The 20882-nt window shown below is 64.0% G+C and carries 23 protein-coding genes; 17 read left to right on the top strand and 6 right to left on the bottom strand.

Annotated features, from left to right (window positions below):
• Window positions 1-760: 760 nt before the first annotated feature.
• The 4 genes from V1288_RS16250 to V1288_RS16265 all read left to right on the top strand — a co-directional run bounded on the left by V1288_RS16250 (window position 761) and on the right by V1288_RS16265 (window position 7741).
• Window positions 761-2476 (top strand): type I secretion system permease/ATPase, encoded by a 1716-nt coding sequence (locus V1288_RS16250; protein WP_334361324.1) that lies wholly within the window; start codon window positions 761-763, stop codon window positions 2474-2476.
• Window positions 2473-4512 (top strand): HlyD family type I secretion periplasmic adaptor subunit, encoded by a 2040-nt coding sequence (locus V1288_RS16255; protein WP_334357991.1) that lies wholly within the window; start codon window positions 2473-2475, stop codon window positions 4510-4512. The genes V1288_RS16250 and V1288_RS16255 overlap by 4 nt, the downstream gene beginning before the upstream one ends.
• A gap of 106 nt (window positions 4513-4618) precedes the next feature.
• Complete coding sequence (htpG, locus tag V1288_RS16260; RefSeq protein WP_334357992.1) at window positions 4619-6487, top strand: molecular chaperone HtpG; 1869 nt, start codon at window positions 4619-4621, stop codon at window positions 6485-6487.
• A gap of 99 nt (window positions 6488-6586) precedes the next feature.
• On the top strand, window positions 6587-7741 hold the full coding sequence (locus V1288_RS16265; protein ID WP_334357993.1) for a DUF3095 domain-containing protein: 1155 nt from the start codon (window positions 6587-6589) through the stop codon (window positions 7739-7741).
• A gap of 119 nt (window positions 7742-7860) precedes the next feature.
• On the opposite strand, the gene V1288_RS16270 is transcribed toward V1288_RS16265, so the two are convergent.
• From V1288_RS16270 to V1288_RS16280, 3 genes are all read right to left on the bottom strand, one after another.
• Window positions 7861-8304 (bottom strand): DUF2147 domain-containing protein, encoded by a 444-nt coding sequence (locus V1288_RS16270; protein WP_334357994.1) that lies wholly within the window; start codon window positions 8302-8304, stop codon window positions 7861-7863.
• A gap of 97 nt (window positions 8305-8401) precedes the next feature.
• Window positions 8402-9787 (bottom strand): MATE family efflux transporter, encoded by a 1386-nt coding sequence (locus tag V1288_RS16275; RefSeq protein WP_334357995.1) that lies wholly within the window; start codon window positions 9785-9787, stop codon window positions 8402-8404.
• Between the two features lie 80 nt (window positions 9788-9867).
• Complete coding sequence (locus V1288_RS16280) at window positions 9868-10407, bottom strand: GNAT family N-acetyltransferase (RefSeq protein ID WP_334357996.1); 540 nt, start codon at window positions 10405-10407, stop codon at window positions 9868-9870.
• Window positions 10408-10589: 182 nt separating this feature from the next.
• Between V1288_RS16280 and V1288_RS16285 the strand changes: the two genes are divergently transcribed.
• The 4 genes from V1288_RS16285 to V1288_RS16300 all read left to right on the top strand — a co-directional run bounded on the left by V1288_RS16285 (window position 10590) and on the right by V1288_RS16300 (window position 13082).
• Window positions 10590-11186: a superoxide dismutase gene (locus tag V1288_RS16285; RefSeq protein WP_334357997.1), complete on the top strand. Its 597-nt coding sequence runs from the start codon at window positions 10590-10592 to the stop codon at window positions 11184-11186.
• Between the two features lie 270 nt (window positions 11187-11456).
• Window positions 11457-11831: a fluoride efflux transporter CrcB gene (gene crcB / locus V1288_RS16290; protein ID WP_334357998.1), complete on the top strand. Its 375-nt coding sequence runs from the start codon at window positions 11457-11459 to the stop codon at window positions 11829-11831.
• Between the two features lie 148 nt (window positions 11832-11979).
• Window positions 11980-12582 carry a permease gene (locus V1288_RS16295; protein WP_334357999.1) on the top strand — a complete coding sequence of 201 codons (603 nt, stop codon included), beginning with the start codon at window positions 11980-11982 and terminating at the stop codon, window positions 12580-12582.
• Entirely contained in the window at window positions 12579-13082 is a 504-nt protein-coding gene (locus tag V1288_RS16300) for a hypothetical protein (protein ID WP_334358000.1), read from the top strand. The genes V1288_RS16295 and V1288_RS16300 overlap by 4 nt, the downstream gene beginning before the upstream one ends.
• 81 nt (window positions 13083-13163) lie before the next feature.
• On the opposite strand, the gene V1288_RS16305 is transcribed toward V1288_RS16300, so the two are convergent.
• From V1288_RS16305 to V1288_RS16315, 3 genes are read right to left on the bottom strand one after another with little or no spacing between them, the layout of a single operon-like run.
• Window positions 13164-13388: a GDCCVxC domain-containing (seleno)protein gene (locus V1288_RS16305; protein WP_334358001.1), complete on the bottom strand. Its 225-nt coding sequence runs from the start codon at window positions 13386-13388 to the stop codon at window positions 13164-13166.
• A 4-nt stretch (window positions 13389-13392) separates the two neighbouring features.
• Entirely contained in the window at window positions 13393-13677 is a 285-nt protein-coding gene (merP, locus tag V1288_RS16310) for a mercury resistance system periplasmic binding protein MerP (protein ID WP_334358002.1), read from the bottom strand.
• Between the two features lie 14 nt (window positions 13678-13691).
• Window positions 13692-14024: a mercuric transporter MerT family protein gene (locus tag V1288_RS16315; RefSeq protein ID WP_334358003.1), complete on the bottom strand. Its 333-nt coding sequence runs from the start codon at window positions 14022-14024 to the stop codon at window positions 13692-13694.
• Between the two features lie 103 nt (window positions 14025-14127).
• On the opposite strand from V1288_RS16315, the gene V1288_RS16320 reads away from it, so the two are divergent.
• The 9 genes from V1288_RS16320 to V1288_RS16360 all read left to right on the top strand — a co-directional run bounded on the left by V1288_RS16320 (window position 14128) and on the right by V1288_RS16360 (window position 20785).
• Entirely contained in the window at window positions 14128-14577 is a 450-nt protein-coding gene (locus tag V1288_RS16320; RefSeq protein ID WP_334358004.1) for a MerR family transcriptional regulator, read from the top strand.
• A gap of 88 nt (window positions 14578-14665) precedes the next feature.
• Window positions 14666-15304 (top strand): cation transporter, encoded by a 639-nt coding sequence (locus V1288_RS16325; protein ID WP_334358005.1) that lies wholly within the window; start codon window positions 14666-14668, stop codon window positions 15302-15304.
• Window positions 15305-15623: 319 nt separating this feature from the next.
• Window positions 15624-15872: a nucleotidyltransferase family protein gene (locus V1288_RS16330; protein ID WP_334358006.1), complete on the top strand. Its 249-nt coding sequence runs from the start codon at window positions 15624-15626 to the stop codon at window positions 15870-15872.
• A gap of 66 nt (window positions 15873-15938) precedes the next feature.
• Window positions 15939-16151 carry a hypothetical protein gene (locus tag V1288_RS16335; RefSeq protein WP_334358007.1) on the top strand — a complete coding sequence of 71 codons (213 nt, stop codon included), beginning with the start codon at window positions 15939-15941 and terminating at the stop codon, window positions 16149-16151.
• 2 nt (window positions 16152-16153) lie between these two features.
• Window positions 16154-16909 carry a metal ABC transporter ATP-binding protein gene (locus V1288_RS16340; RefSeq protein ID WP_334358008.1) on the top strand — a complete coding sequence of 252 codons (756 nt, stop codon included), beginning with the start codon at window positions 16154-16156 and terminating at the stop codon, window positions 16907-16909.
• The gene (locus V1288_RS16345; protein WP_334358009.1) at window positions 16909-17778 is read left to right on the top strand and encodes a metal ABC transporter permease; all 870 of its coding nucleotides are present in this window, start codon (window positions 16909-16911) and stop codon (window positions 17776-17778) included. Before V1288_RS16340 ends, V1288_RS16345 begins: the two co-directional genes overlap by 1 nt.
• Before the next feature lie 2 nt (window positions 17779-17780).
• A complete protein-coding gene (locus V1288_RS16350; RefSeq protein ID WP_334358010.1) occupies window positions 17781-18653 on the top strand; it encodes a metal ABC transporter substrate-binding protein in 873 nt (290 codons plus the stop codon).
• Between the two features lie 54 nt (window positions 18654-18707).
• Window positions 18708-19769, top strand: a complete 1062-nt coding sequence (locus V1288_RS16355) for a CobW family GTP-binding protein (RefSeq protein WP_334358011.1) — start codon at window positions 18708-18710, stop codon at window positions 19767-19769.
• Window positions 19769-20785, top strand: coding sequence for a WD40 repeat domain-containing protein (locus tag V1288_RS16360; protein ID WP_334358012.1), 1017 nt, complete (start codon window positions 19769-19771; stop codon window positions 20783-20785). Before V1288_RS16355 ends, V1288_RS16360 begins: the two co-directional genes overlap by 1 nt.
• Window positions 20786-20882 lie beyond the last annotated feature (97 nt).

Raw genomic sequence — 20882 nt, forward strand, 5'->3', positions numbered from 1 at the left:
GCCGTTGGCGGCGGTGCCGAGATCGGAGAAACTCGAACCGATGGGTCGTGTCGGTTGGTTGGTCAGCGGTATTTCATCGAACAGTGTCGGTGTCGGCGAAGCCGGAACGACCGACGGACCGGCGAGGTCGTCGATCGGGGGATCGCGATCAACGTCGGGTTGATGTCCTTCGAAGCGAGCCATTGTTCGTCCCCTGCCATCCGGTCGAATTCATGACGTGTGGGCGCACGCGTCCGCCAGGGAGCGGGATGTGCGCACGGTGAAGGATCGTCGAGCTTCGTGGCGTCATTCGGCCGACACAGCGACCAATGAGCGCTGAAGCAAGGTGATAGACGGACGAATCCATGACGCGGGCTGCGCCGAAAAACGGCGAATTAGACGTGATCGAAAGAGCGATATCGTAGCCTTGTCCGGGCCCGTCGCGAGAGACGTCAGGTCTGGCGTGGCGTAATGTTGCCCGGCCGCGTGCGCACCAGATCGGCAGCCAGGAGATTCTTGCCACCGTTCTACCCACGAGCGAACTTGAACAATCGGGTTTCGTCGCATTCTCGCCGAAAAATGGTCTGCATCGCCCGTCAATGAGACTTGAAGGGAGATCCGACGGTCGAGCGGGTCGAAGGGCAGTTCAATGAGTATCGCTCAGGGTCAGGCACAAGGCCGAGCGCGGGCAGCACCGACGCCCCGCGCAATTTCCGGCCTGTTGTCGACGCTGGCCGCCGACGATCCCGTTGCGAGCGCGATGCGCGCGAGTGCGCGCCGCATGATTGGCGTCGCCGTATTCAGCGGCGTCATCAACATCCTGATGCTGTCGGGCTCCCTTTATATGTTGCAGGTGTACGACCGGGTGATTCCGAGCCGTAACCTCGCGACCCTGTTCGGCCTGTCCTTGATGGTGCTGATCGCCTACCTGGTGCAGGGATATTTCGATGCGATGCGGTCGCGGATGCTGTGCCGGATCGCAACGCTGTTCGATGGCGCGCTGCAGGGGTCGATCCATTCGGCGCTCGCCACCTTGCCGCTGCGCGGAGTGAAGCCGGTCCTGATGCAGCAGCCGCTGCGCGATCTCGATCAGGTGCGCACCTTCATGTCGGGCATGGGTCCGACCGCGTTCCTGGACATGCCGTGGATCCCGGTCTTTCTGATCGGGCTGTTTCTGTTTCACCCGCTGATCGGCTTCACGGCGCTGCTTGGCACCGCGGCGATCATTGCCATGACATTGGTAACCGAGCGGATCTCGCGCGGCGCGACCAAGGCGGCGATGGACATGAACGCGCAGCGGCAGGTGCTGGCGGATGCGACGCAGCGCAACGCGGAAATCGTGCGCGCTCTCGGCATGACGGATCGGTTGACGGCGCGCTGGTCGCAAGCCAACGAGCGGTATCTGCAGGAAAACATCCGCGCCACCGACGTCTATGCCAACCTCGGCTCGAGCGCGAAGGTGCTGCGCTACATCCTGCAATCGGGCATGCTGGGCATGGGCGCCTATCTGGTCGTCGCCGACAAGGCGTCGGGCGGCATCATGATCGCGTCCTCGATCCTGATGGGGCGCGCGCTCGCGCCGGTCGAAATCGCGCTCGGCACCTGGAAGCAACTGGCCGCCGCCCGCCAGGGCCTCGCGCGCCTGCGCGACATCTGCAAGGCGACCGCGCCGCCTCCGGCGCCACCGGTCATGCTGCCGCGCCCCTGCCGCGAATTGTCGGTGCAGAATCTCGCAGTGGCAGCACCAGGCTTCGACATGCCGATCGTGTCTGGTGTCACGTTCTCGCTCAAGGCCGGCGCCGGGCTGGCGCTGTTGGGAGCGAGCGCGTCGGGCAAGACCTCGCTGTCGAAGGCGCTGGTTGGAATCTGGCCGGCGCATCGGGGCGCGGTGCGGCTCGATGGCGCCTCGCTCGATCAATGGCGCAACGAGGATCTCGGCCGGCACATCGGCTATCTCCCGCAGGATGTCGGCCTGTTCGACGGCACCGTGGCGGAGAACATCTGCCGTTTCGACGAGCATGCGACCTCCGACGCCATCCTCAAGGCTGCGCAGATTGCCGGCGTTCACGACATCATCCTGCGCCTGCCGGAGGGCTATGCGACGCGGATCGGGGCAGGCGGCATGTCACTGTCGGCCGGCCAGAAGCAGCGGGTCGGCCTGGCGCGGGCGGTGTTCGGCGACCCGTTCCTGCTCGTGCTCGATGAGCCCAACGCCAATCTGGATGCCGACGGCGAGAACGCCTTGACGCGTGCCATCGGGATCATGCGCCAGAACAAATCCATCGTCGTCGTCATCTCGCATCGCCCGAGCGCGCTCTCCGCGCTGGATATGACGATGGTGCTCTACGAAGGCAAAGCGATCGCGTTCGGCCCGAGCGAAGAAGTGTTCGCGCGCGTCCGCAACGCCAACGCCAAGGGGAAGCCGGGACCGCCGCAACCCCCGCCGCAGGCCAAGGCAGAACAGCGCCCATCGCTTGCCGAGAGCGTTTCATCATGAAGAATTTTGATCACGTGCATGCCGATGAAAGGGTTGCGCGCCACCGGATCGGCGGGACGGATGAGGACGTCGCGGCGCCGCAAGGCCAGGCGCTGATCCTCGAATTGCAGCGATTGCGACAGGCATTCGAGCACGACAATCTGCAGGATCAGCGGCCGCCGCTTCGCCACCCGGCGAATGACGAAGGAGGTCCGGGCGCGCGGCGTTCGCGTCCCGGCCGGCCGAAGCGGTCGAAGAAAAAGGGCAAGATGGGCCGGGTGCTGGATTGGCTCGGTCCGTTTGGGTCCCAGTCCGACGGTTTCGATGACGAGCCTCCGCCGCCGCGCGGCGGACGCAGCACGCGCGAGCCGCAATTCATGGCCCCGCCACCGTCGGGCCGCGCCCGCGGCCCGGCCGGCAAGGCTTCGTCAGGCGATACGCCATCGGGCAATACTCCGTCAGGCAATACTCCGTCAGGCAATTCCTGGCTGAATGAACGGCAGGCGCGCGGTCCGATCATCGCGCCCGACGATCCGTCGCTCATGAACATACCGAGGTCGAGGCCGGAGTTTCTGCCGATCGACGGCCAGCGGCCGCTGCGGATCGAGGCGCCCCAATTGGCGCCGCCGAGCCCGGCGGGCGCCGTGCCGCGCGATCGTTCGGTGGCGCGGGTCGTGCGCAATGGCGTGACCGCGGGGGTGGCATTCCTTGCCAATCGCGATGGATCGGCGGACGTGGTGGGCGCGCCCGGCGAAAGCATCGTCGTCCGGGCGGCGCGCGCCTTCGAGCGCGAATTGCGCACCGGCTTGCGGGCGCTGCTCGTGGTCGGCGGGCTGGCAGGCGGCTGGATGGCGCTGGTGCCGTTGTCGGGCGCCGTCGTGGTGCCGGGCAACCTGGTGGTGCAGTCCAACGTCAAGGCCATCCAGCATCCGACCGGCGGCGTGGTCGCGCAGATCCCGATCCATAACGGCATGCGGGTCAACGCCGGCGATCTCTTGCTGCGGCTGGACTCGACGCAGGCACAGGCCAGCCTTCAGGTGGTCAGCAAGCAACTCGATGAAGTGCGCGCGAAGATCGCGCGGCTGGTCGCCGAGCGCGACGGCCTGCCCCGGCCGGCGATCCCGCCGGAAATGTCGTCCCGGCTGGACGACAATAATGTCAAGACGCTGCTTGCTTCGGAGGCCTCGCTGTTCAGGGCGCGGGTGACGGCCCGCGAGAGTCAGAAGGAGCTGCTCAAGAGCAAGGTATCGCAGCTTGGCGAGGAGATCGTGGGCCTCGAGGCCCAGGTCGCCTCCAAGGCCAAGCAACTCGAACTGATCACCGGCGAACTCACGGGCGTGCAGGAGCTCTTCGACAAGCGTCTCGTGCCGATCGCGCGGCTCACGGCCTTGCAGCGCGAGAGCGCCAGGATAGAAGGTGAACGTGGCCAGTTGATCTCAACCATCGCTGAGACCAAAACCAAGGTCGACGAGGCGAAGCTTCAGATGGTCAGGCTCGACCAGGATGTGCGGACGGAAGTCGTCAAGGAACTCGGCGAGGCGCAGGGCAAGGAAGCCGAACTCAGCGAGCGAAGCGTCGCGGCGCGCGACGTCCTCGAGCGCATTGAGATGCGCGCGCCGACGTCGGGCGTGATCCATCAGTTGAACGTCCACACCATCGGCGGCGTCATTCGCGCCGGCGACACCGTCATGGAGGTGGTGCCGGATTCCGATGATCTGCAGATCGAGGCCAGGTTGCAGCCGAACGACATCGACCAGGTGCGGAAGGGCCAGCAGGCCTTTGTCCGCTTCTCGGCCTTCAACCAGCGGGTGACGCCGCAGTTGATCGGCCAGGTGTCGTATGTCTCGCCGGATACCACCCGCGACCAGCAGACCAGCATGTCCTATTTCACGGTCCGGATCATGCTGCCGGAAGAGGAGCGCCGCCGGCTCGCCGGACTGCAGCTCTCCTCGGGCATGCCTGCGGAAGTGTTCATGCAAACCGGCAGCCGGACCATGCTGAGCTACCTGTTCAAGCCGATACTGGATCAATTCCAGCGGGCGTTTGTCGAGCGGTAAGGGGGACGGGCACGGGCGTCCGACGGCGGGCTTGGCAAAGCTTGCCACCCCGGACGGTATCGCTATATCAGGGCTTTCCCACCCACCTTGTTCCCGGTGAGCCCGTATGACGACCACGACTGCCCCCGAATCCCAGCCGTTCCAGGCCGAGGTTGCCGAGCTTCTGAACCTGATGGTGCACTCGGTCTATTCGGAGACCGACATCTTCCTGCGCGAGCTGATTTCGAACGCGTCTGACGCCTGCGACAAGCTGCGCTATGAGGCGATATCGGCGCCCGAGCTGATCGCCGACGGCGCGCCGCCCAGGATCCGCATCGCGCCGGACAAGAAGGCCAATACGCTTTCCGTCGTCGACAGCGGCATCGGCATGGACCGGCAGGAACTGATCGACAATCTCGGCACCATTGCGCGCTCCGGCACCAAGTCCTTTCTCTCCCGCCTGACCGAAGCCAAGGATGGCACCAATCTGATCGGCCAGTTCGGTGTCGGCTTCTATGCGGCGTTCATGGTCGCCGAGCGCATCGTCGTCACCAGCCGCCGCGCCGGTTCCGAACAGGTTTTTGTCTGGTCGTCCTCGGGCGGCAGCGGGTTTGAAATCGCGCCGGCCGGCGAGGAGGACACCGCCCGCGTCACCCGCGGAACCGAGATCGTCCTCTATCTGAAAAAGGATGCCGCGAAATATCTGGAGACGCACGAGATCGAGCGCATCGTCCGCGCCTGGTCCGATAACATCCAGTTCCCGATCGAGTTGGTGCCGGAGGAGGGTGAGCCGCGCCAGATCAATTCGGCCAGCGCGCTATGGCAGCGGCCGAAATCGGAGCTCTCGGCGGAGGATTACAAGCAGGCCTATCAACAGATCGCCGGCGCGTTCGACGAGCCTGCGATGATGCTGCATTATCGCGCCGAGGGCCGGCAATCCTATGCGGTGCTGCTGTTTGCGCCGTCGACAAAGCCGTTCGACCTGTTCGACCAGGCGCGCAAGGGCAAGGTCAAGCTCTATGTCCGCCGCGTCTTCATCGCCGATGACGCCGATGTTCTGCCGGCCTACCTGCGCTTTGTCCGCGGCGTCATCGACAGCGAGGATCTACCGCTCAATATCTCGCGCGAGATGCTGCAGAACAATCCGCAGCTCGCGCAGATCCGCAAAGCCGTCACCGGCCGCGTGATCTCCGAGCTGGAAAGCCTCGGCGAGAAGGAACCGGAGGCGTTCGCCAAAATCTGGGACGCGTTCGGCCCCGTGATCAAGGAAGGCATCTGGGAAGATTTTGAGCGCCGCGAGAAATTGTTGGGCTTGTCGCGCTTCACCACGACGAAGGGCGAGAAGCGCTCGCTCAAGCAATATGTCGAGGACCTCAAGCCGAACCAGACCGACATCTATTACCTGACCGGCGACAGCATCGAACGGCTGAAGGCGAACCCGAAGCTGGAATCGGCGACCGCGCGCGGCATTGAGGTGCTGCTGCTGACCGATCCGGTCGACGCGTTCTGGACCTCGGCGCCGCTCGATTTCGGCGGCAAGCCGCTGAAGTCGCTGAGCCAGGGCGATATCGATTTCGCCCTGATCCCGCTCTTGGATGACAAGGCCGAGGACAAGAAGGACGAGGCCGGCGCGGACCAAGCCACCACGATCGCGCTGATCAAGGACGCGCTCGGCGAGCGCGTCTCCGACGTGCGCGCCTCGCAGCGGCTGACCGCGAGCGCCTCATGCCTGGTTGCCGGCGGCGACGCGCATGACCGCATGCTCGAACGGCTGCTCGCGATGCAGAACAAGGCGCCCACCACCAAGCCGATCCTGGAGATCAACATGCGCCATCCCCTGGTCGCGGCGATTGCCGGCGACAACGGGGCGGCCAAGGACCTGTCGTTCCTGCTGCTGGAGCAGGCGCAAATCCTCGACGGCGAGTTGCCGGAAGACCCGGCGGCATTTGCCAGCCGGATCAACGCGCTGGTGCTGCGGGGGATCGCGAAGGGGTAGGACGATCTGTCGCGAACCCGATTCCAGAATCGGCCGTATCTACAAGAGCAGAAGTCATCTCGCTCTGGACAGGTTTGAGAACCGGGGGCTCTCATCGCCATGACGACGCCTGGCGGCACCGACATTTTCTACGGCTCGATCCCGGTCTTTCGCGGCTTTGGCAGCCTGATGGACCCGGCGCTGTATACGCCGTTGCCTGATGACTGGACCGTCGGCGTCGCCGACATCGTCGAATCGACCAAAGCGATCGCAAACCAGCGGTACAAAGCGGTCAACATGGCCGGCGCTGCGGTCATCGCCGCCATTACCAATGCGCTGGAGGGGCGCGAGTTTCCCTTCGTGTTCGGCGGCGATGGCGCGAGCTTTGCCGTCTCGCCGGCCGATCTTCCGCTCGCGCGCGAAGCGCTGGCCGCGACGGCGAGTTGGGTCAAAGCGGATCTCGATCTGGCGATGCGGGTGGCGCTGGTGCCGGTGAAGGATATCCGTGCGCAGGGGCTCGATATCAGGGTCGCGCGCTTCGGGCCGTCGTCCAACCTGTCCTATGCGATGTTCTCAGGCGGCGGGCTGGGGTGGGCGGATGCCGCGATGAAGCGGGGCGAATTCGCGGTGCCGGCGGCGGAGCCGGGCACGCAGCCCGACCTGTCCGGACTGTCGTGCCGGTTCGAGGAAATTCCCTCCAGCCGCGGGCTCATCCTGTCCGTGCTGGTGGTGCCGGCCAGGGGCGCCGATCCGCTCGAATTCCGTAAGGTAATCGAGGGCGTCATCAATCTGGTCGAGCAGAGCCCGGATGCGGGCCGGCCGGTGCCGCCGGACGGACCGCCGCTGCGCTGGCCGCCGGCCGGCGTTGAATTCGAGGCGCGCGCCGCGCGCGGCGGGACGCTGTTGAAGCGGCGCACCGTCGTGCTCGCCGTCACGCTGTGGGCCTATGTGGTGATGCGGTTCGGCATCAAGGTCGGCAATTTCGTGCCGAAGAACTATGTGCGGCAGGTGGTAGAGAATTCCGACTTCCGCAAATATGACGACGGCCTGCGGATGATCCTGGACTGCACGGAGGAGTTGGAGCGCGCGCTGACGCAGCTTCTGGAAAGGGCGGCCGCAGGCAGGATCGTGCGCTACGGCCTGCACCGGCAGGATGCGGCGATGATGACCTGCTTCGCGCCGTCGGTGATGCGCAGCGATCACGTCCACTTCATCGACGGCGCCCGCGGCGGCTATGCCTCGGCTGCGACCGCGCTGAAGGCGATGGCGGCGTAATCACCTTCGTTGCCAGTTCGTAGGGTGGCCAAAGGCGCACTTGCGCCGTGCCCACCATCTATCCAACACCACCCGAATGAATGGTGGGCACGCTTCGCTTTTCCCACCCTACGAAATCGCTACCGCCCCACCCGTGTCCAGGTCTCCCCGCCGCACAGCGCGCCGACGCAGCCTTCGACGCGCAGCGTGTCCGGCCCCGCCACCGAGACGCTGCTCGCATAGGTGCCGCCGTCATCGGCGTTGTAGATCTGGCCCGACCATTTGTTGGGCGCCACCGCCTGCATGCCGCTGAACAGCGGCAGGCCGATCATCGGCCGCTTCTTCAGCGCCGGATTGGGATTCTTGTCATCGACCTGGGGCTTGCCGGTGGCCGCATCGACTGGCTCTTTCAGGCCGACGATCACGCCGCAGATACCGCCACCGCATTTGCTGACCTTTACCCGCGCGTCGCCGGCCTGGGTCTGCCAGACGCCGGTCGGCTCGCCTGAGCCTTGCGCAAAGCTGGATGGTGCGGCTAGCAATGCCGCCGAGATCGCGATGATGAAAGCCGTCCTGCAAGCCATGAATCATTCCTCTGAAAAGCAGGCTTGCATAAGCAACTAATCGGATTTGCGCAACGTCGGATTGAATGCAATCAGGGTTGAGTGGGAGGCTCGGCGGTCACTTGCCCCAGCGGGTAAGGCGGATCGACAGCGCGGTGCCGAGGCCGTAGACGACCATCGCCGCGCCCACCAGCGCAAACAGTGCCGATGCCGGCGCGCCCATCGAGGCCAGCCACCAGCCGCCGCCGCCGACGATCAGCAATCGCGCGGTGCCGGCCATCACGGGACCGCCGACCTTCGCAGCCCCCTGCGAAGAGAAATAAAGACACGCGCCCATCCCGAAAAAGGCGAATGCCGGGCCCGCCCAGACGAGATAGGAGGAAGCCGCGGCGGTTACGCCCGGATCGCTCGTAAACATCGAAATCCAGAGCGACGGCATTGCCGCGACGATCAGTCCGATGGCGCCCACGGCGATGGCGGCAGCAGTGCCCGCGATCCACGCCGCCTGCCGCGCGCGCGTCACAAGGCCCGCACCAACGGCCATGCCGACCATCGGCACCGAGGCGACGCCGAAGGCGAACGCGATCGGCGTCAGCAGAAATTCCAGCCGCGAGCCCATGCCGTAGCCGGCCAATGTCTCGGTACCATAGCCGGCCAGAATTTTGGTGAAGATCAGCACCGTCAGCACGGTCTGCAGCGGCGACAGGCAGGACACCGCGCCTACCTTCAGAATGTCCAAGAACATGTCGCGCTGGAATTTGAAGCCCTTGAAGCTCAGCGTCAGCCGGCTGCGGCCGCTGACGAGATACCAGGACAGGAATATCGCGCCGAGCGTGAATGCGACAAGCTGGCCTGCGGCGACGCCGCTCATGCCGAATTTCGGCATGCCGAACAGCCCAAGCCCCAGCACCCCGCCAACCGCAATCTGCACCAGCGCGGTACCGATCAATGTCACCGATGGAATCCGCATGTCGCCGGTGCCGCGCACCACCGAGGCCAGCGTGTTGACCAGCCAGATCGCGATCGCGCCGGAGAACAGCACGTGCGAATATTGCATGGCTTGTTCGAGCACGCCGCCGCGCCCGCCGAGCAGCGTGTAAAACGCGCGGCCGAACATCAACATCATCGCGGTAAAGAAGATTCCGGCGCAGGCGCCAATCATCGCCGCGTGCAGCGCCAGCGTTGCCGCGCGGTCGCGATCATTGGCGCCGATCGCGCGGCTGATGGCGGAGGACACGCCGCCGCCCATCGCGCCCGCCGACATCATCTGCGTCAACATGACGAAGGGAAACACCAGCGCGATGCCGGCGAGCGGCTCGGTGCCGAGCCGGCCGATATAGGAGGTTTCGGCGACCGCAACCAGCGTCGTGCCGGCCATGGCGATCGCGTTCGGCAGCGCGAGCTTCAGCAGCGTCGGCAGGATCGGCGAAGTGAGCAGGCCGTTGGCCGGCGCGCGCGGAACGGCGGCGGTGGGGCGCATGTCGAGCGGAGCGTGCATGGTCATGCGTCACCGGCCATCAATAAATTATGGATGACATATTATCCGGTCGAACCAACGCAAGCCACCCGCGCCCGGTGCAGGGGTCACCACGGCAGGCCGCATAGGTCGATAATTCCGTCGCGCGGCTTGCGGGTAAAATCGAATATGAACGGCGCCATCGCCTCGAAGCGAATCCGACCCTGCGGCTGCTCGGCGTAGACCTCGCCCTGGAAGCGATGCCAGCCGCGCGCTTCATAGAACGCTTCATTGTGCGGCTCGCAGAACAGCATCGCAAACCGCACCGCCTCGTGATCGCGCAGGGTGCTGATCGCGGCGTTCAGCGCCAGCGTGGCGTAGCCGCGTCCCCGGCAGTCCGGGCGCGTCGAAACGCCGCCAATGCCGCCGATATGAACCTTGCGCCCGTCCCAGGTCGCGTCACGGAAGAAGATGCCGACATGGCAGGCGAGCCCCGGCCTAAGCCCGTCCTCCGGCGCGTCGATCAGCACGCGCAAATCGGCATGGGCCCATTTGACGTGACCCCATGACAACTTTTCGACCACATGCGCCGGCCAGACCGCCTGCATCAGCGGTTCGGCCCGTGGCCATGATGCGTCCCCGTTCAGGACGTCGATCTCGATGCTCATTTCATTCCCTCATCGCGCCAAAACCGCATCGGTGCCCTATCCCGTCATACGCTGGACGCGGAGGGGCGTTACCCAGAACCTTGGGCGTTCTTGCCAAATTGCGGTGTTTATGCGCAATGGAACCTTCTATAAGGGTTCCCGTTAGACCAGACCACGTTCTCCCATCAGTTCGGACATCACCCATGACCTTCACGCTGCCCAATCTGCCCTATTCCCACGACGCCCTTGCGCCCCACATGTCCAAGGAAACGCTGGAATACCACCACGACAAGCATCACCAGGCTTACGTGACCAACGGAAACAACGCGATCAAGGGGACCGAATTCGAAGGCAAGTCCCTGGAAGAGATCGTCAAGGGTTCGTTCGGCAAGAATCCGGCCGTGTTCAACAATGCTGGCCAGCACTACAACCATCTGCATTTCTGGAACTGGATGAAGCCGAACGGCGGCGGCAGCAAGCTGCCCGGCCGTCTGGAAAAGAAGATCACCGAAGACCTCGGCGGGCTCGACAAGTTCAAGGCCGATTTCGCCGCCGCCGGCGTTGGTCAGTTCGGCTCCGGCTGGTGCTGGCTGTCGGTCAAGAACGGCAAGCTCGAAATCTCCAAGACCGCGAACGGCGAAAGCCCGCTGGTCCACGGCGCAACCCCGATCCTCGGCTGCGACGTCTGGGAGCATTCCTACTACATCGACTATCGTAACCGCCGTCCCGACTATCTGAAGGCGTTCTGCGATCATCTGATCAACTGGGACTATGTCGACGAGCTGTTCGGCAAGGTGTGAGGCTCCGTCATCGCGGGGCGCGCATGGCGCGAGCTGCGATGTGCAATTGCACATCGGAGAATCCATCGGGCCGCATGCTCTGCTGTGAAATGGATTCCGGGTTCAGCCCTGCGGGCTGTCCCGGAATGACAGCGAAGTAAATTTCGAAGGGCGGTAGCTGTGGCTACCGCCCTTTTTTGCTGGCTGGCGCCGTTCCGATCCTTGCAGAGATCGTCGCCGTCCGGCACAAGCGGCATGCCGGGTGCCTTTGCTGACGTGGAAAATGCTGCGATGAGCTATTTGCTGGTTTTTTTCGGTGGCGGCCTTGGCGCGAGTCTGCGCCATCTCATCAACCTCACCTGCGCCCGCATTCTCGGCACCGGCTTTCCCTGGGGCACGTTCATCATCAACATATCAGGCTCGACCGTGATGGGGTTGATCGCGGGCTATCTCGCCTTCAAGGGCGAGGCGTCGCAGCCCTGGCGGCTGTTTTTGATGACCGGCGTGCTCGGCGGCTACACCACGTTCTCGGCCTACTCGCTCGATGCGGCGCTGCTCTACGAGCGCGGCGAACTGGCGTCCGCGGCGATCTATGTCGTGGGCTCGGTCGCGCTCTCGATTGCCGGGCTATTTGCCGGCCTTGCGCTGGTCCGCCAGTTCACCTGAACGGATAGCCCGCGTGCGGGCAGGCCGGCGTGACGTCCCCGCATGGGCATGCCCCGGGATGCGCATGGATATCGGCCAGCTTCCGTTTGCGTCGCCACCATGGCGGGACTAAGCAGGATCGATTCCCATCACCTGTCCGATTCACGCCTTGTCAGAACAACAGATAAAAGACCCGGCGCCTGCCGATGACGCCGAGCCGAAGCCTCGGCGCGCCCGCAAGCCGGTGGGCTGGTCGATGATCTTCATCGGTGCCCTCGTCGCGGTGAGCGCCACACTGGTCTGGCGGCGCGACGGCATCGATGGCGTGCTCAAGATCCTGACCCATGATCTCTGGCTGTTCGGGGAAATCATCCCGCGCGTGCTGGCCGGCTGCCTGCTCGGCGGCTTCATCGCGGAAATTTTGCCGCACGACAAAGTCTCGCGCGCGCTTGGGCCGTCTTCCGGCCTGAAGGGACTTTTGATCGGAACGGCGTTCGGCGCGATCCTGCCCGGCGGTCCCTTCACCGCCTATCCGGTGGCGGCGGCGCTGCTCACGGTCGGCGCCGATTTCGGCGCCACCATCGCCATGGTCGTGAGCTGGACGCTGATCGGCTACGGCCGCGCGGTCGCCTGGGAATTGCCGATCCTCGGCACCGAGTTCACGCTGTGGCGGATCGTGATCTCGCTGCCGATCCCGGTGCTGGCCGGCGCACTCGGCCGCTTCGTCTTTGTGCGGATATACCCGAAGGGCGAGCCGGAGCCGCCGGCATGACCCTCTCCGCGCTGATCATCGACATCACGCTGTGGGGCTCGGTCTTAATCCTCGGCTTCATGGCCTGGCAGCGCGGCCGCGTCGTGCTGGTGTCGTCGGTGCGCGAAGGCAGCATGGACTTCATCAACATCGTGCCGCGCATTGCGCTCGGCGTGATCGGCTCGGGCTACATCGCCGCCGTCATCCCGCCGGAAGTCATCACCGGCTGGCTCGGCCCGGACAGTGGCTGGTTCGGCGTGCTCACTGCGGTGATCGCGGGCGCGGCAACCCCTGGCGGCCCGGTGGTCGGCTTCTCGATCGGCGCGGTAGCGCTGAAAGTCGGCGGCGGCCCGCCGCAAGTGATCGCCTATGTCGTCGCCTGGGCGCTGTTCGCCTTCCAGCGCATGATCTTGTGGGAAATCCCGTTCATGCCGGCCAAGTTCGTCTGGTTTCGCGCCGCGGTCTCGGTGCCGTTTCCGTTTCTCGCGGCGGCGATCGCGATGCTGATCGGGAAGCCGTGAGATCGAGCCCTGGTGTCTTGGATTGAATTTAACGCGAATGACTGTTTTTGCGCAGTCAAGACCCATTCAGACATCCGCCTGCTAATCACAGCACGAGGCGGCGCCCGGCTCGCCATTGCGCTCTGCCTGAATCGGTGGACACGGCACCGAACCATAGGAACAGAATACGCAACAATCACCCGATTTGGGCTTTAGCTTCGTGCCACAGCCGGTGCATTCATAGAAGAACTGACAGGCATCCGTCGGCATGGCCTCCGTTTTCGCAACGGCGCAATGCGGACAGGTAATGGTCGATTGAAGAAGCACCGGATCAGCCCTTGGGTGAGGACGGATAACCCGCGTTAGTGGTCGCCGTTGTCAGTTGGTTCACATCGGCTTTGGCGTCGTCATAGGTGACAGTGGCCGTCTTGCCCTTGAAGGACACCGCAACCTTGGCAACGCCGGGAACGGCTTCCAGGCTGCCTTTCACGATGGAGGGGCAGGCCACGCAATCCATGTTCTTCACGGCCAAGGTGATCGTTCTGTCTCCGGCCATCACTGACGACGAGGCGACGATGCCGACGACAAACGTGGCATAGGCAAGAGGCTTGTTCATCCGGAAATCTCCAGTCATGAGTCGAGAAGGAGCGGTGCGATGAAGTCAAGGCCGAGTGCAGCGACGATGAGGATCGTTGCGAGAATGAGGCTTGCTTTGACGATCCGGTTCGGCAGCGGGCGCGCGCACGCCTCGCCATCGGCGCAGGCTCGCGTTGATGATCGGTAGACCAGCCAATAGCCGTACCCAACGAACGCGAGCGTCGCGCCTATAAAGTAAGGTTGATAGGGAGCAAGCCGGGTGAAATTGCCGATCCATGCCCCGCTGACCCCGAGGGCGAACAGCACGAGGGGCAAAATGCAACAAGACGATGTCGCGAGCGCTCCAAGGAGGCCGCCTGCCGCCATCAGGTTTTTCCGTCGCCGGTTGTCGGCAATGTGATCCGCCCGATTGATTGTCATGAGCTAAACCATGCATCCTGTAGCAACTACAGGATCAAGGGACAACCGCATGAGCGCCATCACGTCCCCGCGAGCCGAAAACATCTCGATCGGTGAGCTTTCCAAGCTCAGCGGCGTGAACATTGAAACCATTCGCTATTATGAGCGGATCAAAATGCTGCCGGCTCCGCCCCGAACGGCAACCGGGCGGCGGGTCTACGGGCCAGCCGAAAAACGGACATTGGCTTTCATCCGGCGTTCCCGAGACCTGGGGTTCACTCTTGAGGAGATACGCGCCTTGCTGGACCTTGGCGGCCAGAGCGCGCTTCGTGCGCCGACGTGCACAAGATTGCGAGCGCACATCTGGCGAAAGTTCGTGGCAAACTCTCTGACCTCGCCAAACTCGAGGCAATCCTGGCGGAAACGGTTGCCGGATGCTCCGACGGCGCTGCCCCCGACTGCCCGGTGCTCGATGTTCTCGATGCGGACAGGCAGTGCGACCAGACTAGCCGATGACTGACGCGTCGGGACCGCCGGTCCAATTGGACTGCAAGGGAATATCTTGCACGTGATTGTGTAACGTTGTCTCCCGCGACTATCTTCCAGTCATGGCAGATCACTGCTGCGCACCACCGCCCCTAAACTTGGGCCCGCGCCAGGACGCGAGCGCGTTCCGGCGCGTGTTGTGGGCCGTGCTCGGCATCAATGCCGCGATGTTCCTGGTTGAAATCAGCGCGGGCGTGGCTGCGGGCTCTGCCTCACTACAAGCCGACGCGCTCGACTTTCTGGGCGATGCAGCGAACTACGCGATCAGCCTGTTCGTGGTCGGCATGGCCTTGCGCTATCGGGCCAGCGCCGCGCTTGCCAAGGGCGTCACGATGGGCGTTTTCGGGCTATGGGTGATCGGCGTCACCACCTGGCATGTGCTGCACGGGACGCTGCCGCAGGCGATCACCATGGGCAGCGTCGGCTTTGCCGCGCTGGTCGCCAACGCGCTATCCTTTTACTTGTTGTGGCGGCACCGCACGGGCGACGCCAACATGCGGTCGGCCTGGATTTGCACGCGCAATGACGTGCTGGGCAATCTGGCTGTGTTGCTGGCGGCGCTTGGCGTGTTCGGCACCGGCACCGGTTGGCCTGACTTTATCGTCGCCGCGATCATGGCCGTGCTTGCGCTGCAAGGCGCAGTGACCGTCGTGCGGCACGCCCTGGCCGAATTGAAGCAGCCCGTCGCAGCGACGGCTTAGGCGCTGTTCGCCTTCCAGCGCATGATCTTGTGGGAAATCCCGTTCATGCCGGCCAAGTTCGTCTGGTTTTCGCGCGGCGGTCTCGGTGCCGTTTTCGTTTCTTGCGGCGGCGATCGCGACGTGATCGGGAAGCCGTGAGGGCCGTATGGGGTGCTTTCAAACTATTGAAAGTAACGAATTTTTTCATTCGTAAACGATGGGCGAGGGCGGGCCGTGTCGGGGGGCTGCGGTTCTGGTAGAATGCGTCCCATGAACAAGCAGGACATTCTGGCCAGTTTAGGCGGGCATGAAGCCGCCTTGAAGGCTCAAGGCGTGAGCCATGCCGCCCTGTTCGGCTCCCGCGCGCGGTGACGCCCGGCCCGACAGCGACATCGACATTCTGGTCGAAATCGCGCCGGACGTTCGGATGGATGTTTTCAAATACGTCGGTATCGTTCGCACCATCGAGGACCTGTTTCCGGTCCGCGTCGAGCGAAGCGAAGCAATCCATCGCGCCGCAAGGAAGGATGGATTGCTTCGTCGCAAGGGCTCCCTTGCGCAAACGCTTCGCGTTTGTCGCAGGCAATGACGGGCGTCAGGGGGCCGGGGCGCTCGAAATGGTAACCTGTGCGGCCCACACGCGTGGACTTCCGTAATGTTATATTATAACGTCCGCCCCATGCCCCACGACCATTCCCACGACCACTCCCACCATCACGGCCACGCTCATTCCCATGGCGCGGCGACGCCGCATCCAGCGCAACCGGCGCCTTGGTCGATCCTGCGCATGACCGTGACCGCGCGTCTTGCCGCGGCGCTGGCGGTCAGCGCCGGGCTGTGGGCGGTCGTGCTTGTCGCGATGAGGTGAGCATGGCGGCGCAGCTCAAATTCAAGAACGTCACGCTCGGCTATGATCGCCACCCGGCGGTGCACCATCTCACCGGCGAGGTCGCCGCGGGCGCGCTGGTGGCGGTGATCGGGCCGAACGGCGCCGGCAAGTCGACGCTGTTTCGCGGGCTCGCCGGCATCCTCAGGCCGCTCTCGGGGTCGATCAATCTCGGCGGGCTCGACATCCGCGACATCGCCTATCTGCCGCAGACCGCGGACATCGATCGCACCTTCCCGATTTCGGTGTTCGATCTGGTCGGGACGGGGCTGTGGCGCAGAACAGGATTTTTCGGCGGCATGGGCAAGGCCGAGCGGGACAAGATCACAGCGGCTCTCGCTGCCGTCGGCCTCAACGGATTTGAAAACCGCTCGATCGGCACGCTGTCCGGCGGCCAGATGCAGCGCATGCTGTTCGCGCGCGTGCTGCTGCAGGATGCGCGACTGATCGTGCTCGACGAGCCGTTCAACGCCATCGATACCAAAACCGCCGCTGACCTTTTGGCGCTGGTCAAGCGCTGGCACGGCGAGGGGCGCACCGTGCTGGCGGCGCTGCATGATATGGAATTGGTGCGCGACCATTTTCCGGAAACCCTGCTGCTCGCGCGCGGGCCGGTGGCCTGGGGGCCGACCGCCGAGGTGCTGACCGCGGAAAACCTGATGGTTGCCTTGCGGATGTGCGAGGCGTTCGACGAAACCGCCGCCGCCTGCGCGGACGACATGCCATCACGGGCGGCCTGATGCTTTACGACGCGCTGATTGCGCCCTTCACCGAATTCGAGTTCATGCGCCGCGCGCTTGCCGCCGTGATCGCGCTTGCGCTGGGGGCGGCGCCGATCGGCGTGTTCCTGATGCTGCGGCGAATGAGCCTCGTCGGCGATGCCATGGCGCATGCGATCCTGCCCGGAGCCGCGATCGGCTTCCTGGTCTCCGGCATCAACCTGTTTGCCATGACAACCGGCGGATTGATCGCGGGCTTTACGGTTGCGCTGCTTGCAGGTCTGGTCGCGCGCAATACGGAGATGAAGGAGGACGCGTCACTTGCGACCTTCTATTTGGTGTCGCTCGCGCTCGGCGTCACCATCGTTTCCATCAGGGGCACCAATATCGACCTGCTGCACGTGCTGTTCGGCAACATCCTGGCGATGGACGATCAGACGCTGCTGGTGATCGCCTTCAACGCCACGATCACGCTGTTGGTCATGGCTGTTATCTTCCGTCCTCTGGTGATCGAATGCGTCGATCCGGTGTTCCTGCGCACCGTCTCTCGCGCCGGCGCGCCAGCGCATCTGGCGTTCCTGGCGCTGGTCGTGATCAACCTAGTCAACGGCTTTCACGCGCTCGGCACACTGCTTGGCGTCGGCCTGATGATCCTGCCCGCCGGCATCGCGCGGTTCTGGTCGCGGGACATCACCGGCATGATCTGCGTTGCGGTCGCAAGCGCCATTATCTCGGGCTATGCCGGGCTGGTGCTGTCATTCCAGACCCGCATCCCCTCCGGTCCAGCGGTCATTCTGATCGCAGCGATACTCTATGTGGTCTCGCTGCTGTTCGGCAGTGTCAGCGGCCTGGTCCGGCAGATGTTCCCGGGCCGTCATCTCGAGGCATAGCCATGAAACCGCGGTTGCTCTGGCTTGTTGCTCTCGCCTTGATGGCGGCTGTTGGTCCGGCTCACGCCCAGCGCCTTAACGTTGTCGCCAGCTTCTCGATTCTCGGCGACTTCGTCCGCAACGTTGGCGGCGACCGGGTTAACGTGACGACGCTGGTCGGCCCCGATGGCGACGCGCATGTTTATGTGCCGACGCCGGCTGATGCGAAAAAGGTCGCCGATGCGAAGCTCGTGTTCGTCAATGGGTTCGGTCTGGAGGGATGGTTGCCGCGGCTGGTGAAGTCCGCCGGCAGCAAGGCAACCATCGTGACGGCGACATCCGGTATCGCACCGCTCAAGCTCGGCTCGGATGCCGATCCGCATGCCTGGCAATCGGTGGCCAATGCGCGGGTCTATGTGGCCAATATTCGCGATGCGTTGGTGGCGGCTGATTCCGTCAATGCAGAGGCCTACAAATCCAATGCCGGCGCCTATCTGGCTGATCTCGACAAGCTGGACCGCGAGGTCCGCGAGACCCTCGCGCAAATTCCGGCAAGCCACCGCAAGGTGATCTCGACCCACCGCGCCTTCGGCTATTTCGCCGCCGCCTATGGCATCGAATTCATCGCGCCGGTGGGCGTTTCGACCGAATCCGAGGCCAGCGCCCGCGATGTCGCCGGGATCATCACCCAGATCAAGGCTGCCAAGATACCGGCGGTATTCCTGGAGAATATCAGCGACCCCAGGCTGATCCGGCGCATATCGGCAGAGACCGGTGCCAGGCTCGGCGGAACGCTCTATTCCGACAGTCTGACCGGCGAAAAGGGCGATTCTCCCACTTACATTGCAATGGTCAGGCACAATATAAAGGCCCTGACCAGCGCGCTGAGCCCATAGGGCAGGGGCCTCCCTGCCTGCCGGCGTGCGCTACAATTCCGCTCCGGAGCCGTTATGTCTGAACCTTCGTCCCAAAAAATTCCAGTGACCGTGCTGACGGGCTATCTCGGCGCCGGCAAGACCACGCTTTTGAACCGCATCCTTTCGGAAAACCACGGCAAGAAATACGCCGTCATCGTCAACGAATTCGGCGAGATCGGCATCGACAACGACCTCATCATCGGCGCCGACGAAGAAGTGTTCGAGATGAACAATGGCTGCGTCTGCTGCACGGTGCGTGGCGACCTCGTCCGCATCATGGACGGGCTGATGAAGCGCAAGGGCAAGTTCGACGCCATCATCGTCGAAACGACGGGATTGGCCGATCCGGCGCCGGTGGCCCAAACATTTTTCGTCGACGAAGACGTGCAGAAGAACGCCCGTCTCGATGCGGTCGTCACCGTCGCCGACGCCAAATGGCTGAGCGACCGCCTGAAGGACGCGCCGGAAGCCAAGAACCAGATCGCGTTTGCCGATGTGATCGTGCTCAACAAGACCGACCTCGTCTCCAAGCCCGAACTTGCCGAGGTCGAGGCCCGCATTCGCGGCATCAATCCTTACGCAAAGCTGCATCGCACCGAGCGCTGCAAGGTGGCGCTGTCGGATGTGCTGGAACGCGGCGCGTTCGATCTGGATCGCATCCTGGAGATCGAGCCGGAATTTCTCGACGCCGGGGATGGTCATGATCATCACCACGACCACGATCATCATCACGGCCACGACCACCATCACAACGATCACGGCCACAGCCATGGCGGGTTGAAGCACTACCACGACGAGGACATGCAATCGCTGTCGCTGCGCTCGGACAAGCCGCTCGACCCCACGAGATTCATGCCGTGGCTGCAAAACCTGGTCGCCACCGAGGGTCAGAAAATCCTGCGCTCGAAGGGCATCCTCGCCTTCACCGACGATGACGACCGCTACGTCTTCCAGGGCGTGCACATGATGCTGGAGGGCGATCACCAGCGGAAGTGGAAGGACGGCGAGCCGCGCGAAAGCCGCGTCGTCTTCATCGGGCGCGAGTTACCGGAGCAAATGATCCGCGACGGCTTTGAAAGCTGTATCGTCACGTGATGAAAGAGTTCGATCCGGGCGAAGCGCCCTCCATTGCTTCCCTCACCGACCAGGTGCGGACATTGCCTGTCGGCATGCCCGTCACCTCGATCTGTTTCCTCGGCGATACCGCGGTGTTTGTCGGCGCCGAGGAAAACTCTGTCATGGTGAACGAAGCGGGCGAAGTCTCGAAAGTCGCCATTCACGGCGGCGCCGTCCTCTGCGCGGCATCTGACGGCAAGCGCATCGTCACTGGCGGCGATGACGGCAAGGTGGTTGCGCTGAACGCAAAGGGCGAGACGTCGGTGCTGGCGACCGACGCAAAACGGCGCTGGATCGATAACGTCGCGCTGCATCCCGAGGGCGCGGTGGCGTGGTCGGCGGGCAAGACCGCGTTTGTCCGCAGCGGCAAGGGCGAGGAAAAGAGTTTTGAGGCGCCGTCGACCGTCGGCGGTCTGGCGTTCGCGCCAAAAGGCCTGCGTGTGGCGGTCGCCCATTACAATGGCGTGACGCTGTGGTTTCCCAACATGGCGGCGAAGCCGGAATTTTTGGAATGGGCCGGCTCGCATCTCGCCGTCACCTTCAGCCCGGACAACAAATTCCTGGTCACCGCCATGCACGAGCCGGCGCTGCACGGCTGGCGGCTCGCCGATAACAGGCACATGCGGATGAGCGGCTATCCCGGCCGCGTCCGCTCGATGTCGTGGAGCGTGGGCGGCAAGGGGCTCGCCACCTCCGGCGCCGATACCGTGATCATCTGGCCGTTCGCCAGCAAGGATGGTCCGATGGGCAAGGAGCCGGCGATGCTGGCGCCACTGCAGGCGCGCGTCTCCATGGTCGCCTGTCATCCGAAGCAGGACATCATGGCCGCAGGCTATAGCGACGGCACCGTGCTGATCGTGCGGCTCGAGGACGGCGCGGAAATTCTGGTGCGACGCAATGGCAGCGAGCCGGTCTCGGCGCTGGCCTGGAACGCCAAGGGCAAGCTGCTGGCCTTCGGCACCGAGGACGGCGACGCCGGGATGCTGGAATTCTAGAGCATGATCCGGAAAAGTGGGTGCGGGTTTTTCGAAAAGATCATGCTCAAATCAAAGAGATAGAGCGAGATGACGATTCGAAGAAAGTCATCCCGCT

Origin of the sequence: Bradyrhizobium sp. AZCC 2176, assembly GCF_036924645.1 — a bacterium.
In the GTDB taxonomy this organism is placed as follows: Bacteria; Pseudomonadota; Alphaproteobacteria; order Rhizobiales; family Xanthobacteraceae; genus Bradyrhizobium.